A 15,061-nucleotide genomic window follows, 5' to 3' on the forward strand; every position below is an offset into this window, starting at 1 on the left:
GGGCGTCACGCTACAGACCGCAGGCCGCCGGCCTGGGCGACGCTCAGGAGCGGGGCACCTCGACCCAGGGCCGGTCCTTGTCGACGCGGACGTCGCCGGGGAGTCCGAGGACGCGCTCGCCGAGGATGTTCTTCATGATCTCGGTGGTGCCGCCCTCGATCGAGTTGGCGCGCATGCGCAGGAAGCCGCGCTGGGGGGTCGAGGCGTCGGCCGCGGTCTCGGGACGGCGCATCGCGTAGTCGTCGTAGAGGAAGGCGTCGGAGCCCATCGCGTTCATGGTGAACGCGGTGATCTCCTTGTTGAGCTCGGCCGAGGCCAGCTTTCCGACCGATCCCTCCGGCCCCGGGACGCCGGCCTTGCGGTTCTCCGCGGCGCGGATGTTCGTGAGGCGCAGGACCTCGGCGCGCACCCACAGCGCCATCAACTGGTCCTTCTTCGCCGCCCGCTCCGCCGGGGTCATGCCAGGGGCCCGCTCGGTGAACTCGCGCACGGCCGTGGCGATGTACCCCGATCCGCGCGGCGCGACCGTGCCCCCGATCGAGACCCGCTCGTTCATCAGCGTGGTGAGCGACACCTTCCAGCCCTCACCGATGTCGCCGAGCCGCTCGGCGTCGGGGATCCGGACGTCGGTGAAGTAGACCTCGTTGAACTCCGCGTCGCCGGTCATCTGGCGCAGCGGGCGCACGTCGACGCCGGGGGCCTCCATGTCGACCACGAAGTAGGTGAGGCCCTTGTGCTTGGGCTGGTCCGGGTCGGTGCGGGCGACGAGCATGCCCCAGCGCGAGAGGTGGGCGAGCGTGGTCCAGACCTTCTGGCCGTTGACGATCCACTCGTCGCCGTCGCGGATGGCCCGGGTCGACAGCCCGGCGACGTCGGAGCCCGCCCCCGGCTCGCTGAAGAGCTGGCACCAGATCTCCTCGCCGGTGAACAGCGGCCGCAGGTAGCGCTGCTTCTGCTCCTCGGAGCCGTGCGTGACGACGGTGGGCGCACCCATGCCGTAGCCGATCGGGTTGCGGCCGTAGGGGCTCGGCGCGTGCACCTTCGCCAGCTCGGTGTTGACGACGTTCTGCAGCTTCGGCGAGAGGCCGAGACCACCGTGGCCCTCGGGGAAGTGCACCCAGGCGAGCCCGAGGTCGAACTGCGCCCCGAGGAACCCCGTGACGTCGGAGGGGTCGTGCTCGGCGACGAGCCGGCCGACCAGGTCGCGCACCCGCGCCTCGTCGGTGTCCACGGTGGTGTCGGTGGCGGTCATCTGGCTCGGTTCCCCCTGTCGGACGGGCGTGTGCTCGGCGTCACACCCTACTCGTCGCTGCGTCTATGTTGACAGCATGTCGAACTACCCGGGCCACTTCGCCACCACCCGTCCCGACCACCCGGCCTACGTCATGGCCTCCACCGATCGGGCCGTGACCTACAAGGAGCTCGACGACCGGGCGAACCAGGTCTCGCAGCTGATCCGGGCCGCCGGCGTCCAGGAGGGCGAGCACGTCGCGTTCTGCCTCGAGAACCACGTCGACTTCTACCCGATCGCCTGGGGCTGCGCCTATGCCGGCGTCTACTGGACCGCGATGAGCTCGCGCCTCACCCACGAGGAGATGGAGTACATCCTCGACGACTGCGGCGCGAAGGTGTTCATCACCAGCGCCTACAAGGAGGACGCCGCCCGCACCCTCCTCGGCCGCAACCCCGGGATCACCCACCGCTACATCCTCGACATGGACCTCGAGGGCTACGAGCGGCTCGAGGACGCCATCGCTGCGCAGCCCGCCGAGCCGCTGCCCGACCCCCGCTGCGAGGGCCCGGACATGCTGTACTCGTCCGGCACGACGGGGCGCCCCAAGGGCGTGAAGATCCCGCTGCCCGGCACCGAGCTGGGCACGCCGACCGCGCTGGCCGGCGTCGCCCAGCTGCTCTTCGGCTTCGACGAGGACGCCGTCTACCTCTCCCCCGCGCCGCTGTACCACGCCGCGCCGCTGCGCTTCTCGATGGGCGTGCACCGCGTCGGCGGCACCGTCGTGGTCATGGACCGCTTCGACCCCGAGCTCGCGCTCCGCAACATCGAGCGCTACCGGGTCACCACCTCCCAGTGGGTGCCGACGATGTTCGTCCGCATGCTGAAGCTCCCCCAGGAGATCCGCGACCGCTACGACGTGTCGAGCCTGAAGGTCGCCATCCACGCCGCCGCCCCCTGCCCCGTCCCGGTCAAGGAGCAGATGATCGAGTGGTGGGGCCCGGTGCTGCACGAGTACTACGCGGGCACCGAGGGCAACGGCTTCGTCTACACGAACTCCGAGGACTGGCTCGCCCACAGGGGCTCGGTCGGCAAGGCGCTCACCGGCACCATCCACATCCTCGACGAGAACGGCGACGAGGTGCCGGTCGGGTCGGAGGGCACCGTCTACTTCGAGAGCGAGGCCTCCTTCGAGTACCACAACGACCCGGACAAGACCCGCGACTCGCGGGATCCGAAGGGCCGCGGCTGGTCGACCCTGGGCGACATCGGCAAGCTCGACGAGGACGGGTTCCTCTACCTCACCGACCGCAAGGCGTACATGATCATCACCGGCGGCGTGAACGTCTACCCCCAGGAGGCCGAGAACGTCCTCACCATGCACCCGGCGGTGCTCGACGTCGCCGTCATCGGCGTGCCGAACGAGGACTTCGGCGAGGAGGTCAAGGCCGTCGTGCAGCCGGCCGAGGGCCACGCGGGCACCCCGGAGCTGGCGAGCGAGCTCATCGCCTACTGCCGCGAGCACCTGGCCGACGTGAAGTGCCCCCGATCGGTCGACTTCCGCGACGAGCTGCCCCGCCACCCCACCGGCAAGCTCTACAAGCGGCTCCTGCGCGACGAGTACTGGGCCGGGCACGACTCGCGCCTCGTCTGATCGGTCCGACGTGCCCCGGTCCGACGTCGCCTTCCTCGACCACCCCGGCCCGCTGCCCTTCGCCCACCGGGGCGGGGCCGGGGACTGGCCCGAGAACACGATGCCCGCGTTCGAGGGAGCGGTCGCGCTCGGGTACCGCTACGTCGAGACCGACGTGCACGTCACCGCCGACGGCGTCCTCGTCGCCTTCCACGACGAGTCGCTCGACCGGGTCACCGACCGATCGGGGCTGATCCGCGACCTGCCCTGGTCGGAGGTCGGCGCGGCCCGCGTCGACGGTCGCGAACCCATCCCGCTCCTCGAGGACATCCTCGGCACCTGGCCCGACCTCCGCGTCAACATCGACCCCAAGCACGACAGCTCGGTCGAGGCGCTGGTCGACGCGATCCGCCGCACCGGGTCGCTGCGGCGGGTGTGCATCGGCTCGTTCTCCGACCGCCGCCTCGCCCGGGTGCGCGAGGAGCTCGGACCCGAGCTGTGCACGTCGCTCGGCCCGAAGGGCACCGCCAAGCTCAAGGCGGCGGGCTACGGGGCGCCCGTCCGCCTGCCCGCCCAGTGTGCGCAGGTGCCGGTGCGGTCCGGGCGGGTCGTCGTCACCGACGAGCGCTTCGTGCGGGCGGCCCACAAGCTCGGCCTCCAGGTCCACGTGTGGACGATCGACGACCCGGCCGAGATGCACCGACTGCTCGACATGGGTGTCGATGGGATCATGACCGACCGGCCCGCCGTGCTGCGCGAGGTCCTCGAGCAGCGCGGCGAGTGGGTGGGCGGCTGATCGCCGACGGGTGCTAGGAAGCGGTCCCATGGCGATCGGACCGATGACCAAGGACCAGCGCGAGGCGTTCCTCGCCGACGTGCACGTGGGGATCCTCGCGATCGACGAGCCCGGTCGGGGGCCGTTCGCGCTGCCGATCTGGTACGTCTACGAGGAGGGCGAGGTGCGGGCCTGGACGATGCCGGGCACGCTGAAGCACCGCCTCGTCGAGGCCGCGGGGCGGGCGACCCTCACCGTGCAGACCGAGACGCCGCCGTACCGCTACGTCAGCGTCGAGGGCCCGGTCGTCTGCGACGACGGGCCGCGCGACGTCTCGGTGGCCATCCGCTACCTCGGCGAGAAGCTCGGCACCGCGTACGGCGGCAGCGGCCGCGGCGGGGTCCGCATGCGGCTGACCCCCGAGCACTGGCGCACCGCCGACTACGACCGGTAGCCCGCCTCGTCCGTCTCCGCGGTCATCGGCGCTCGGGCACGAGGACGCCGGGGTTGAGGATTCCCGCCGGGTCGAGCGCGTCCTTGATCGACCGGAAGGCGGCGATCTCCTCGGGCGTCCGGTTCAGGTGGAGCCACGGGCGCTTGGCGCGCCCGATGCCGTGCTCGGCGCTGATCGACCCACCGGAACCGGCCACGAGCTCGACGACGGCCCGGTCGACCGTCTCGTCGTCGGGGGCCAGGCCGGTGACGTTGACGTGGAGGTTGCCGTCGCCGGCGTGGCCGAACAGCCACAGGCGGGCCGCGGGGGCGAGGTCCGCGACGAGGGCCCGGACCTCCTCGACGAACCGTCCCAGACGGTCGAGCGGCACGGTCACGTCGAGCTTGTGCGGCGGGGTGTCCCCCACCTGGTTGATGACGTCGGTGTGGTCGTCGCGCCAGCGCCACAGCTCCTCGCAGCGCGGACCGTCGGTGGCCACGGCGGTGTCGACGACGCCGTCGAGGTCGGCGAGCACGGGCGCCAGGCCCTCGAGCAGGTCGCCGGAACCGGCCACCTCGACGAGCAGGAGCGCGGCGGCCCCGTCGAACGGGGGTCGGGCCCCGCGGGCCTCCCCCACGGCGGCGACGCCGTCGGCGAAGACGAGCTCCAGCGCCTCGAGGGCCGGGAGCCGCCGTCGCAGGGGGCCGATCGCCGCGACGGCGGCCGCGGTGCCGGTGAAGCCGACGAGGGCGACGGCGCGCTGCTCGACCGCCGGGACGAGGGCGAGCCGTGCCGCCGTGATGACGCCGAGCGTGCCCTCGCTGCCGCACAGCAGACCGGCGAGGTCGTAGCCCGTGTTGTCCTTCACCAGGCCGCCGAGGTGCGAGATCACGCTCCCGTCGGGCAGGACGGCCTCGACGCCGACGACGTGGCGGCGGGTCATCCCGTGGCGGACGACGTGGTGCCCACCGGCGTTCGTGGCGATCGTCCCGCCGACCGTCGCCGTGTCCCGCGCCGCGAGGTCGACCGCGTAGCGCCAGCCGGCAGCCGCCGCCGCGGCCTGCACCGCGGCGAGGGTGGCACCCGCGCCAGCGGTGATCTGACCCGTCGAGTCGTCGACCTCCCCGACGGCGTCGAGGCGCCGGGTGGAGACGACGACCGAGCCGACGGCGGGCACCGAGCCCGCCACCAGACCGGTGTTGCCGCCCTGGGGGACCACGGGGACACCTGCCGCCGCGCAGGCCCGCACGACCGCCGCCGCCTCGGCCGTGGAGCCGGGTCGGACGACGGCGCGGCACTCCCCGGTCCAGCGGCCGGTCCAATCGGTGCGGAAGGGGAGGGTCGTGCCCTCGTCGGTCAGGACGTGGGTCGCCCCGACGACCTCGGCGAGCGCCGCGAGGAGGTCGTCCGCCACGTCAGTCCTCGTAGACGGGATCCCGCTTCTCGAAGTAGGCGCTCACCGACTCGAGCTGGTTGGGCGAGCCGATCAGCGAGCCCATCGTGCGGGCCTCGTCGGCGAACTGCTCGGCCACCGTGACCTGCCCGACCTGCGACAGGAGGCGCTTGCCGTGCCGGATGGCGTCGGGGCTCTTCGAGGCGATCTCGCGGGCCAGCGCCATGGCGTCGGCGTGGGGGTCGTCGCTCAGGTGGGTGGCGAGGCCGAGCTCGACGCACTCGGTGCCCGGCACCATGCGACCGGTGAACGTCAGCTCCTTCGCCACGTCGAGCCCGACGAGGCGCGGGAGCATCTGGGTGCCGGTCATGTCCGGGATGAGACCCCAGCGGATCTCGAGGACGCTCATCGTGGCCTCGGGGTGGATGAAGCGGATGTCGGCGCCGAGGGCCAGCTGGAAGCCGGCGCCGAGGGCGGGACCGTGGACGGCGGCGATCACCGGGACGGCCTGCTCGGTCCAGGTGTAGACGGCCTGTTGGCCCCGTGAGGTGATGCGGCCCTCGTTGTCGAGCAGGCGCTCGCCGCTGCCGCCGCCCTCGCGCCGCGGTCCCGACGCCATGGCCTGGAAGCTGCCGAAGTCGAGGCCGGCGCAGAACCCACGGCCCTCGCCGGACAGGACGATCGCCCGGATGGATCGGTCGGCGGCGCAGATGTCGCCGGCCTCGATCAGGGCCTCGAACATGGCGCCGTCGACGGCGTTCATCTTCTCGGCCCGCACGAGTCGGACGTCGGCGACGCCCTCCGAGACGTCGATCGACACCCGATCCTTCACGACCTGCTGGCTCATGTCCCCTCCTCGCGGTGCGTCGGAGCACCCTAACGGAGGCTGGTGCGGTCCACCGGAGCGCCGATGTGGAGGAGGATGATGGTTCCCGCCATGACCGCTCCCCCTCCCGCTCCCCCTCGTCGTCGGCGCGCCCGCCTGCGGCTGCTCGCCCCGCTGGTCGCCCTCGGCGCGCTCGGCGCCGCCCCGGCGTCGGGCCAGGAGACGCCGGCCCCCGAGGAGGCGCCGGCCGCCCCCGTCCTCGGGGCGATCGAGGCCGCCCGCCAGGAGCTGCCCGAGCACCTCCGCCGCGTGCCGGCCGCGAGCGGAGCCCTGCGCGCCGCCGAGGCGCGCGTGCTCGAGATCGAGCGGACGATCGTCACCAACCGCGAGATCCGCGACACCGCGAACCTGCAGCTGGTCGACCTCGGGGTGCGCCGGGAGGAGCAGCGCACGACGATCACGGTCCAGCGGGCCCGACGGCTCGACGCCGGGGTCCGGGCCCAGGGCCTCCGGGACCGGCTGTCCGAGCTGGCGGTGGCAGCCTACGTGGGCGGGGGTCGCACCGAGGACGCGCTCCCCCTCGGCGCCGGGTCGGCGAACGACGCGAGCCGCCAGCAGATCCTCGTCGACGCGGCCGACTCCACCCTGCGCGACCGCCTGGCCGAGGCCGAGGCCGAGGTCGACGCGGCGTCGGACGCAGTGGCCACGGCGCGCGACGCCCTCGACGGGATCGTGGCGGAGATCCAGGAGACGACGGGACGCCGCGACGCCGCCCAGGCGGAGCTGGCCTGGGCCGAGCCCGCGCTGGCGCCGGCCCAGCAGGCCTATCGGGACGCGTTCATGGAGTCGGGGATCGCCGGCGTCGAGCTGCTCTCGGTCGTCGCCTACGACGCCTATCGACGTGCCGCCGACGGTCAGGGCGCGTGCGGCATCAGCTGGACGGTCCTCGCCGGCATCGGCCGGGTCGAGAGCCGCCACGGGACCTACGGCGGCTCCCGCCTGCAGTCGGACGGGACGACGAGCCCGCGGATCATCGGGATCCCGCTCGACGGTCGTCCCGGGATCGCCACGATCACCGACACCGACGGCGGGGCGTTCGACGGCGACCCGGTGTACGACCGGGCGATCGGGCCGATGCAGTTCATCCCCTCGACGTGGCGCGCGTTCGGGCGCGACGGCGACGGCGACGGACGGGCCGATCCCCACAACCTCTACGACGCCGCGGCCGCGGCCGCCGGGTACCTGTGCCGGTCCAGCGGCAACCTGGGCGACGCCGGCAACCTCAACGCCGCGATCCTCTCCTACAACCGGTCGCAGGCCTACGTGGACGCCGTGCTCGGCCACCGGCGGGACTACGACCGCCTGGGCCTCTGACCAGGCGATCCGCGCCGATCACAAGGATGTCCACAGGCGTCGACGCACCGGTAATTGACATACCGACAACCGCGTGAATACCGTCTGCGCACGCTCCTGTGACCGGCATCACAGGCGCCGCACGACCATGAAGGGGGGACACGCCTGGTGACGACGACAACGGCGCAGGAGCGCTCGGCCCGACGCCGGCGCCCGCACCACCACCGGGCCTTCCCGTCCACCCCGCACCACCACACCGCCGTCGCAGGCCGCGCCGTGCGCAGCCTGCCGATCCGTGATCCCCAGGAGCCCACTCCATGAGCCGTACCCGGTCGGTCAGCAAGCTCGAACCTCGGAAGGGCGCCGACTCGGCGCACCTCCTCGAGGTCCAGAACCTCAAGACCCACTTCATCACGGCCCGTGGCCGGGTCCGCGCCGTCGACGGCGTGAGCTTCGCCCTGGAGCGGGGCAAGACGATCGGCATCGTCGGCGAGTCCGGATCCGGCAAGACGGTCCTCTCCCGCTCGATCATGAACCTGCTGCCCCGCAGCAACGTCGTGCGTGACGGCAAGATCACCTTCGAGGGTCGCGACATCACCGGCCTCGACGCCAAGTCGATGCGCGAGATCTGGGGCATCGAGATCGCCATGGTCTTCCAGGACCCGATGACCTCCCTGAACCCGGTCGTGAAGATCGGTCGTCAGATCACCGAGTCCCTCCGCTTCCACCTCGACCTCGACAAGAAGGAGGCGAAGGAGACCGCCATCGCCCTCCTCCGGTCGGTGAACATCCCCGAGCCCGAGAAGCGGATCAACGAGTACCCCCACCAGCTCTCGGGCGGCATGCGCCAGCGCGTCACTATCGCCATCGCGCTGGCCTGCGGGCCGAAGCTGCTGATGGCCGACGAGCCGACCACCGCGCTCGACGTCACCGTCCAGGCCCAGATCCTCAACCTCCTGGCCCGCCAGCAGCGCGAGCGCGACATGGGCATGGTGCTCGTCACCCACGACCTCGGCGTCGTCGCCGGTCGCACCGACGAGATCATCGTGATGTACGGCGGCAAGGTGGTCGAGCAGGCGCCGACGGCGGTGCTCTTCGACCAGATGAAGATGCCGTACACCGAGGCGCTCATGCGCTCGATCCCGAAGCTCGAGGACCACAGCCACACCCGGCTGAAGGTCATCGGCGGTCGGCCGCCGGACCTCATCAACCCCCCGAAGGGCTGCAACTTCAGCCCTCGGTGCCCCTACGCCCAGCCCAAGTGCCACGAGGAAGAGCCACCGTTGATCGCCGCTGAAGCGCCCGGCCACCAGTACGCCTGCTGGTTCCCCGTCGGGACCCCGGAGAACCGCGCCGCCTACGAGCGCAACCTCGAGGCCAAGCTGCCTCAGACCCTCGTGACCGTCGAAGGCGCCGGTGCCGGCGCCGCCGTGACCTCGGAGAGCTGACGATGGCCGGATCAGGTACCGCCCACCTCCGACCCGAGAAGGACCCGCTCCTCTCGATCGAGAACCTCACCGTCGAGTTCCCGCTCGGCGGCGGGGCCAAGGTCCACGCCGTCAGCAACATCAGCCTCGACGTGCTCGACGGCGAGACCCTCGGGCTCGTCGGCGAGTCGGGCTGCGGCAAGTCCACCACCGGGCGAGCGATCATGCAGCTGCCGCCCCCGACCGCGGGGAAGGTCGTCTTCAAGGGCACCGACCTCACCGAGCTCCACGGCGAGGCGCTCCGCCGCCTCCGACCCGAGCTGCAGATGATCTTCCAGGACCCGATCTCGTCGCTCAACCCGCGGCGCCGCATCGGCGATCTGGTCGGCGAGCCGCTCGACATCTGGGGGCGGGGCTCGAAGAAGGAGCAGGAGGAGCTGGTCGATCGGGTCCTCAGCTCGGTCGGGCTCGACCCGGTCGTGGCCCGACCCAAGCGGGCCCACGAGTTCTCCGGCGGCCAGTGCCAGCGCATCTCGATCGCCCGCTCCCTGGTGCTCGACCCCAAGGTGATCATCTGCGACGAGCCGGTCTCGGCCCTCGACGTCTCGGTCCAGGCGCAGATCCTCAACCTCCTCGAGGACATGAAGGAGGAGTACCAGCTCACCCTCGTGTTCATCGCCCACGACCTCGCCGTCGTGAAGAACGTCAGCGACCGGGTCGCGGTCATGTACCTCGGCAAGCTGTGCGAGGTCGCCGGACCCGACGACCTCTACGCCGCGCCTGCGCACCCCTACACCGAGGCGCTCCTCGGGTCCATCCCCGTGCCCGACCCCACGGTCCGGCCCGAGGACCGCGACACCATCCGCGGCGAGCTCCCCTCGCCGATCGCCCCGCCGAGCGGCTGCCGCTTCCGGACCCGCTGCCCGCGGGCCGAGGACCGGTGCGCCCACCACGAGCCCACCATGCGGCGCGTCGGCGAGGACCACTGGGTGGCGTGCCACTTCCCGCTGAGCCCCGTGATCGAGGAACCGGCGCCGACGGCGTGACGCCGGCGCCAGGGACGCGCACGGCTCGGTCGAAGGAGGCGCGGGTGGCACGACGCAACAACGGACCCCGGACCCGGCTGGCGCCGGAGCTCCGGAGAGCACAGATCATCGAGGCCGCCATCGAGGTGTTCGCGGGGCGCGAGCCGTCGGAGGTCACGTTCGAGGAGATCGCTGAGGCGGCGGGGGTGTCGCGCGCCCTCGTCTACAACTACTTCGGTGACCGCGGCGGGCTCCTCGGCGCGGTGTGCCTGCGCTGCTTCGAGCAGCTCGACGACGCGATCGCGCCGGCGTTCGACCCGTCGCTGCGACCGTCGCAGCAGGCCCGCGAGTGGATCCGCCGCTACCTGACCTTCGCGGCCGAGAACCCGGCCCCGTGGAGCATGATCGGCTCGGCGACGGCCAGCCAGCACCCCGCGGTGCAGGAGGCCCGCCAGCGGCGCATCGAGAGCGTCGTCGAGCGCTGGGGCGGCGGGCCCGAGGTCCGCATCATCGCGGCGTCGATCAACGGGCTCCTGCTCGCGGGCATGTCGGCCTACGAGGAGCTCGACGACGACCTCGAGTTCGACCGGCTGGTCGACATCCTCGGCGTGTTCGCCTGGAAGGGCCTGGGCCAGCTCATCCCGTCCGGCATCGCGACGCACCCGCCCGCCTTCGCCAAGACCTAGGTCGCCGTGGGAGCATGGCCGCATGGCCAACCCCCCTGCGATGACCATCGACACCGACGCCCTCTACCGGGTCACGATCAGCACCGGCAAGGGCGACATCGTGATGGAGCTCGACCCCGCGCTCGCCCCGGTGACGGTGAACAACTTCGTCTCCCTGGCGCGTGACGGCTTCTACGACGGCCTCACCTTCCACCGGGTCGTGCCCGGCTTCGTGATCCAGGGCGGGTGCCCCGAGGGCTCGGGGCGTGGCGGGCCGGGCTACCGGTTCGAGGACGAGCCGGTGAAGGGCGACTACCACCTCGGCGCAGTGGCCATGGCCAACGCCGGCCCGAACACGAACGGCTCGCAGTTCTTCATCTGCATCGAGAACCTGAAGGGCCGCCTCGACAAGAACTACAACTACTTCGGCAAGGTCACCGACGGCATGGAGACCGCCCTCGCCATCGAGGTCGGCGACGTCATGGACGCCGTGTCGGTCGAGGAGCTCCCCAAGGGCTGACCGCCGGTGGAGCTCAACCTGCCGCAGATCCACGAGGCGATCGCGGCGGCGGTCCCCGACCGCGAGTGCCTCGTCCACCGGGACCGCCACCTCACCTGGGCCCAGGTCCACGACCGCACGCGCCGGTTCGCCGCCGGCCTCGCCGCGCGCGGCATCGGACGCCACGGACGGCTCGACGACCTGGCCGGGTGGGAGTCGCCGCACGACCACGTCGCGCTCCACCTCCACAACGGCGTCGAGTACCTCGAGGCGATGCTCGGCACGATGAAGGCCGGCGCCGCCGCGGTGAACGTCAACTACCGCTACGTCGCCGAGGAGCTCCGCTACCTGCTCGCCGACGCCCGCGCCCGGGTGGTGGTCCACCACGAGGCGTTCACCCCAGTCCTCGCCGAGGTCCTCCCGGAGCTGCCCGACGTCGAGCTGCTCGTCCGGGTGCCCGACGGCTCCGGGCACGATCCGCTCCCTCGCTCGGTCGACTACGAGGTGCTGCTCGCCGAGGCCGATCCCGGCGACGTCGACGAGCTGGCCCGGGACTGGTCCGGCGACGACCTCTACCTGCTCTACACCGGCGGCACCACGGGGATGCCGAAGGGGGTCTGCTGGCGCCAGGCCGACTTCCTCGTCGCAGCCCTCGGCGTCCGGCGCAAGGACGGCACCGAGCACGACGACCTCGGGCCCCTGGTCGACAAGGCGCGTGGCGGGACGCTCCGTGCGCTCCCCTCGGCCCCGTTCATGCACGGGGCTGCGCACTGGAACGCCATCAGCGCGTGGATCGCCGGCGGCACCGTCGTCGTCCAGGACCGGACCGACCGCCTCGACGCTGCCGACGTGCTCGACACCTGCGCCCGGGAGGCGGTCACGTCGCTTCTCATCGTCGGCGACGCCTTCGCTCGGCCCCTGGTCGAGGAGCTCGAGCGCCGCCCCCGGCAGCTGCCGGACCTCCGCTTCGTGATGACCGGCGGCGCCGCGCTCGGTCCCCGGCTCACCGCCCGGCTGCACGAGCTCCTGCCCGACGCCACCATCCTCGACGTGCTCGGCTCCTCGGAGAGCGGCCGTCAGGGCACCCGGTCGAGCCGTGGCGACGCCGGCGGGGCGCCGGGTCGCTTCGCACCCTCGGCGGGCTCGGTCGTCCTGTCCGACGACCGCACGCGGGTCCTCACGCCGGGCGACGACGAGATCGGCTGGCTGGCCCAGTCCGGACGGACCCCGCGTGGCTACCTGGGAGATCCCGAGAAGTCGGCGGCGACCTTCCCCACGATCGACGGCGTCCGCTACTCCGTGCCCGGTGACCGGGCGCGGCTGCTCGCCGACGGCACCATCGAGCTCCACGGTCGCGACTCGGTCACGATCAACACCGGCGGCGAGAAGGTGTTCGCCGAAGAGGTCGAAGCGGCGCTGAAGCACCACCCCGACGTCGACGACGTCGTCGTCGTCGGGCGCCCGTCGGACCGCTGGGGCCAGGAGGTGGTCGCCGTGGTGGCCCTGCGGCCGGGCACCTCGCCCACCGACGACGAGCTCCTCGCGACCGCCGGCGACCACATCGCCCGCTACAAGCTCCCCAAGGCGATCGTGCGCCGCGAGGCGGTCCTGCGCAGCCCCGCGGGCAAGGCCGACTACCGGTGGGCCTCCGCGCAGGCGGTCAGTCCTTGAGCGCCACCGCGTTCGGCGTGACGTTCATCTTCGGCACGTAGTCCTCGGCGACGATCTCTCGCGCCTGACCGCCGAGCGAGGCCCGCAGGTCGTCACGACAGGAGCCGCAGGGGCCGAAGAAGCGCTCCTCGGCGGGCGTGCCGCACCGGGGGCACGTGATCTCGACGAGGTCCGTGGGCGGGTCGAGGCGGGTGGGCTCCATCGCCCCATCATGGCCGAGCTGTGGACGCGACCCTGTGGATGGGGCGCGAGATCCACAGGGTTGCACCTCTTCCACCCCACAGGGCCGGCCCCGTACCGTCGGTGGTGACGACGAGGAGGACCGACGTGGCGATGTACACGGTGACGCTGACGGACCGGACGATCGAGCAGATCGACGGGGCGGACGCCTACCAGCAGGAGGGGCAGATGACGACGTTCTTCGCGACGCGCCGTGAGGTCATCGACTCGTGGAGCACGCGCCTGGCGTCGTTCCGGACGAGCGAGATCCTGAGCGTGCGACGGGTGGACGCCGACCTCGATCAGGGCGCGGGGGCGATCCGCTCGACCCACATCGGCTCGAACACCTCGGCGGGGCGCGCGGCGACCACCGTCTCGAGCAGGCCCTCCGAGGCGAGCAGGTCACGCACCTCCTCGCACTGCGTGTCGTAGGTGGCGTAGCCGCCCATCCACACGAGCCAGATCGTGCCGCCCTCGGCACGCTCGCCCACCTCGGCGGCGATCGCTGCGGGATCGGCCGCCTCGTTGCGCTCGCCGTAGTCCCGCCAGTCCACCCGCTCCGGGCCGGCGAGCGTCGGGTACGTCAGGACCTCGAGGTCCGGGCCGGACGCGAGGCCCCGCGAGAGCGCGGGCCCCAGCTGGTCGGGGCAGACGAGCACGACGTCGCCGGGGGCGGCGCCGGAGAGGATCGCTGCGGCTGCGTCCCCGCCCTGCGTGCGCTCCTCGAGCGCGCCGGCGACCGCGACGACGGCGAAGACGAGCGCCACGACGCCGCCGAGGGCCACGGCCAGGCGCCGTGGGGCGGCGGTGACGCCGACCCCGGCCGCCACGAGGAGCACCGGCATCGAGATCGCCGCGTACCGGCTGGCGAAGGTCGCACCGCTCAGCCACGTGACCGTGGTCCCGACGACGAGCGCCCCGACGGCGACGGCGACGTCCAGCCGGACGCCGGGCACCGTGCGCAGGTCGAGCTCGATCGACCACGGCGGTCGGGGGACCCCGGTGAGTCCGAGGACGAGCAGGAGCGCGAGGAGGACCGCGCCGACGATCGCCTCGGTGATCACGCCGCCCCCGGCGAAGTCGAGCAGGGCGATCGAGACCGACATCGTGGGTCGCTGAGGATCGCCCCACGGCGTCCCCGTGCGCTCCAGCTGGTCGAGCATGATCGGCACCCACGGCAGGAAGGCCACGCCGGCCGCCACGAGCGCCCCTGCGCCGCGCGCCGCCCCGCGCCGGACCTCCGGTGTCGCTCCCCGCCACCACAGGAGGAGCAGGAGGATCCCGGTCGTGCCGAGGATCCAGACCGACCAGTAGTGCGTGTAGAGCAGGAGCACGGCCACGAGCCAGGTCCCGAGCAGGGAGGCCCACCTGCCGTGCCGCACGACGTCATCGAGCAGCCACCAGCCGACGGCGACGAGCAGCATCACGAGGGCGTACATCCGCGCCTCGGTGCCGTAGCGCGTGGCGTAGGGAAGGAGCGCGGCGAGGACCACGGTCCAGAGGGCGGCGAGGAGACCCCGGCGCCGCAGCGCCATCACGCCGAGGACGGGCAGCGTGGCGACCGAGAGCAGGCCCGACAGCGCCCTCACCGCGGCGTCTCCCTCACCGACGACGGACATCCACGCGTGGAGGAGGACGTAGTAGAGCGGCGGGTGCCCGTCCTGGCGCAGGGCGTCGGGCAGGTCCGCCAGCGGCAGGGCGGCGATGTTGGCGCTGAGGGCCTCGTCGAGCCACAGGTCGGAGTGGGTCACGAGGCGCAGCACGACACCGCCGAGCACGGCGCCGACGAGGACGACGAGCTCGAGGGCGCGCGGGGTGGACGAGGCGTCGGCGGGGGCGGGCACGGCGCAAAGCTAGTGGTGCCCGGACGGGCCCCGGGATGAGCGGATCTCGACAGGTCCTCGTCTACTC

General features: G+C 72.5%; 15 protein-coding genes. 10 read left to right on the plus strand and 5 right to left on the minus strand.

From position 1 onward, the window contains the following. Window positions 1-43 precede the first annotated feature (43 nt). Entirely contained in the window at window positions 44-1,252 is a 1,209-nt protein-coding gene (locus GH723_RS09650) for an acyl-CoA dehydrogenase family protein (protein WP_153759448.1), read from the minus strand. A gap of 76 nt (window positions 1,253-1,328) precedes the next feature. Between GH723_RS09650 and GH723_RS09655 the strand changes: the two genes are divergently transcribed. The 3 genes from GH723_RS09655 to GH723_RS09665 are packed head-to-tail and all read left to right on the plus strand — an operon-like array spanning window position 1,329 to window position 4,093. Beyond that, the gene (locus tag GH723_RS09655; RefSeq protein WP_153759449.1) at window positions 1,329-2,885 is read left to right on the plus strand and encodes an AMP-binding protein; all 1,557 of its coding nucleotides are present in this window, start codon (window positions 1,329-1,331) and stop codon (window positions 2,883-2,885) included. A gap of 10 nt (window positions 2,886-2,895) precedes the next feature. Further along, window positions 2,896-3,660 (plus strand): glycerophosphodiester phosphodiesterase, encoded by a 765-nt coding sequence (locus tag GH723_RS09660; protein WP_153759450.1) that lies wholly within the window; start codon window positions 2,896-2,898, stop codon window positions 3,658-3,660. Window positions 3,661-3,688: 28 nt separating this feature from the next. Continuing rightward, complete coding sequence (locus GH723_RS09665; RefSeq protein WP_153759451.1) at window positions 3,689-4,093, plus strand: pyridoxamine 5'-phosphate oxidase family protein; 405 nt, start codon at window positions 3,689-3,691, stop codon at window positions 4,091-4,093. 22 nt (window positions 4,094-4,115) lie between these two features. Here GH723_RS09665 and GH723_RS09670 read toward each other — a convergent pair whose 3' ends face one another. Next, complete coding sequence (locus GH723_RS09670) at window positions 4,116-5,486, minus strand: FAD-binding oxidoreductase (RefSeq protein WP_153759452.1); 1,371 nt, start codon at window positions 5,484-5,486, stop codon at window positions 4,116-4,118. Between the two features lies 1 nt (window position 5,487). After that, the gene (locus GH723_RS09675; protein WP_153761162.1) at window positions 5,488-6,297 is read right to left on the minus strand and encodes a crotonase/enoyl-CoA hydratase family protein; all 810 of its coding nucleotides are present in this window, start codon (window positions 6,295-6,297) and stop codon (window positions 5,488-5,490) included. A 105-nt stretch (window positions 6,298-6,402) separates the two neighbouring features. Between GH723_RS09675 and GH723_RS18810 the strand changes: the two genes are divergently transcribed. The 7 genes from GH723_RS18810 (at window position 6,403) to GH723_RS09705 (ending at window position 12,931) form a co-directional block, all read left to right on the plus strand. Beyond that, window positions 6,403-7,665, plus strand: coding sequence for a lytic murein transglycosylase (locus GH723_RS18810; RefSeq protein ID WP_229022755.1), 1,263 nt, complete (start codon window positions 6,403-6,405; stop codon window positions 7,663-7,665). A 147-nt stretch (window positions 7,666-7,812) separates the two neighbouring features. Further along, entirely contained in the window at window positions 7,813-7,965 is a 153-nt protein-coding gene (locus GH723_RS18815) for a hypothetical protein (protein WP_229022756.1), read from the plus strand. Next, on the plus strand, window positions 7,962-9,092 hold the full coding sequence (locus GH723_RS09685) for an ABC transporter ATP-binding protein (RefSeq protein ID WP_153759453.1): 1,131 nt from the start codon (window positions 7,962-7,964) through the stop codon (window positions 9,090-9,092). The genes GH723_RS18815 and GH723_RS09685 overlap by 4 nt, the downstream gene beginning before the upstream one ends. 2 nt (window positions 9,093-9,094) lie before the next feature. Further along, window positions 9,095-10,117, plus strand: a complete 1,023-nt coding sequence (locus tag GH723_RS09690; protein WP_153759454.1) for an ABC transporter ATP-binding protein — start codon at window positions 9,095-9,097, stop codon at window positions 10,115-10,117. Between the two features lie 44 nt (window positions 10,118-10,161). After that, window positions 10,162-10,782 carry a TetR/AcrR family transcriptional regulator gene (locus tag GH723_RS18500; RefSeq protein ID WP_195210223.1) on the plus strand — a complete coding sequence of 207 codons (621 nt, stop codon included), beginning with the start codon at window positions 10,162-10,164 and terminating at the stop codon, window positions 10,780-10,782. A 22-nt stretch (window positions 10,783-10,804) separates the two neighbouring features. Then, window positions 10,805-11,281 carry a peptidylprolyl isomerase gene (locus GH723_RS09700; RefSeq protein WP_324248576.1) on the plus strand — a complete coding sequence of 159 codons (477 nt, stop codon included), beginning with the start codon at window positions 10,805-10,807 and terminating at the stop codon, window positions 11,279-11,281. A 6-nt stretch (window positions 11,282-11,287) separates the two neighbouring features. Further along, entirely contained in the window at window positions 11,288-12,931 is a 1,644-nt protein-coding gene (locus GH723_RS09705) for an AMP-binding protein (protein ID WP_153759456.1), read from the plus strand. Here GH723_RS09705 and GH723_RS09710 read toward each other — a convergent pair. Next, entirely contained in the window at window positions 12,921-13,133 is a 213-nt protein-coding gene (locus GH723_RS09710) for a hypothetical protein (protein ID WP_153759457.1), read from the minus strand. The two genes, GH723_RS09705 and GH723_RS09710, sit on opposite strands and share 11 nt — an antisense overlap. A 319-nt stretch (window positions 13,134-13,452) precedes the next feature. Further along, entirely contained in the window at window positions 13,453-14,994 is a 1,542-nt protein-coding gene (locus tag GH723_RS09715) for a glycosyltransferase family 39 protein (RefSeq protein WP_153759458.1), read from the minus strand. Window positions 14,995-15,061: the final 67 nt, after the last annotated feature.

This window comes from Actinomarinicola tropica (assembly GCF_009650215.1).
GTDB lineage: Bacteria > Actinomycetota > Acidimicrobiia > Acidimicrobiales > SKKL01 > Actinomarinicola > Actinomarinicola tropica.

Coding starts and splice junctions, on each gene's coding strand:
- GH723_RS09655 (WP_153759449.1), top strand. CDS start 1,329: ATGTCGAACTACCCGGGCCACTTCGCCACCACCCGTCCCGACCACCCG.
- GH723_RS18810 (WP_229022755.1), top strand. CDS start 6,403: ATGACCGCTCCCCCTCCCGCTCCCCCTCGTCGTCGGCGCGCCCGCCTG.
- GH723_RS09650 (WP_153759448.1), bottom strand. CDS start 1,252: ATGACCGCCACCGACACCACCGTGGACACCGACGAGGCGCGGGTGCGC.
- GH723_RS09690 (WP_153759454.1), top strand. CDS start 9,095: ATGGCCGGATCAGGTACCGCCCACCTCCGACCCGAGAAGGACCCGCTC.
- GH723_RS09665 (WP_153759451.1), top strand. CDS start 3,689: ATGGCGATCGGACCGATGACCAAGGACCAGCGCGAGGCGTTCCTCGCC.
- GH723_RS09685 (WP_153759453.1), top strand. CDS start 7,962: ATGAGCCGTACCCGGTCGGTCAGCAAGCTCGAACCTCGGAAGGGCGCC.
- GH723_RS09710 (WP_153759457.1), bottom strand. CDS start 13,133: ATGGAGCCCACCCGCCTCGACCCGCCCACGGACCTCGTCGAGATCACG.
- GH723_RS09700 (WP_324248576.1), top strand. CDS start 10,805: ATGGCCAACCCCCCTGCGATGACCATCGACACCGACGCCCTCTACCGG.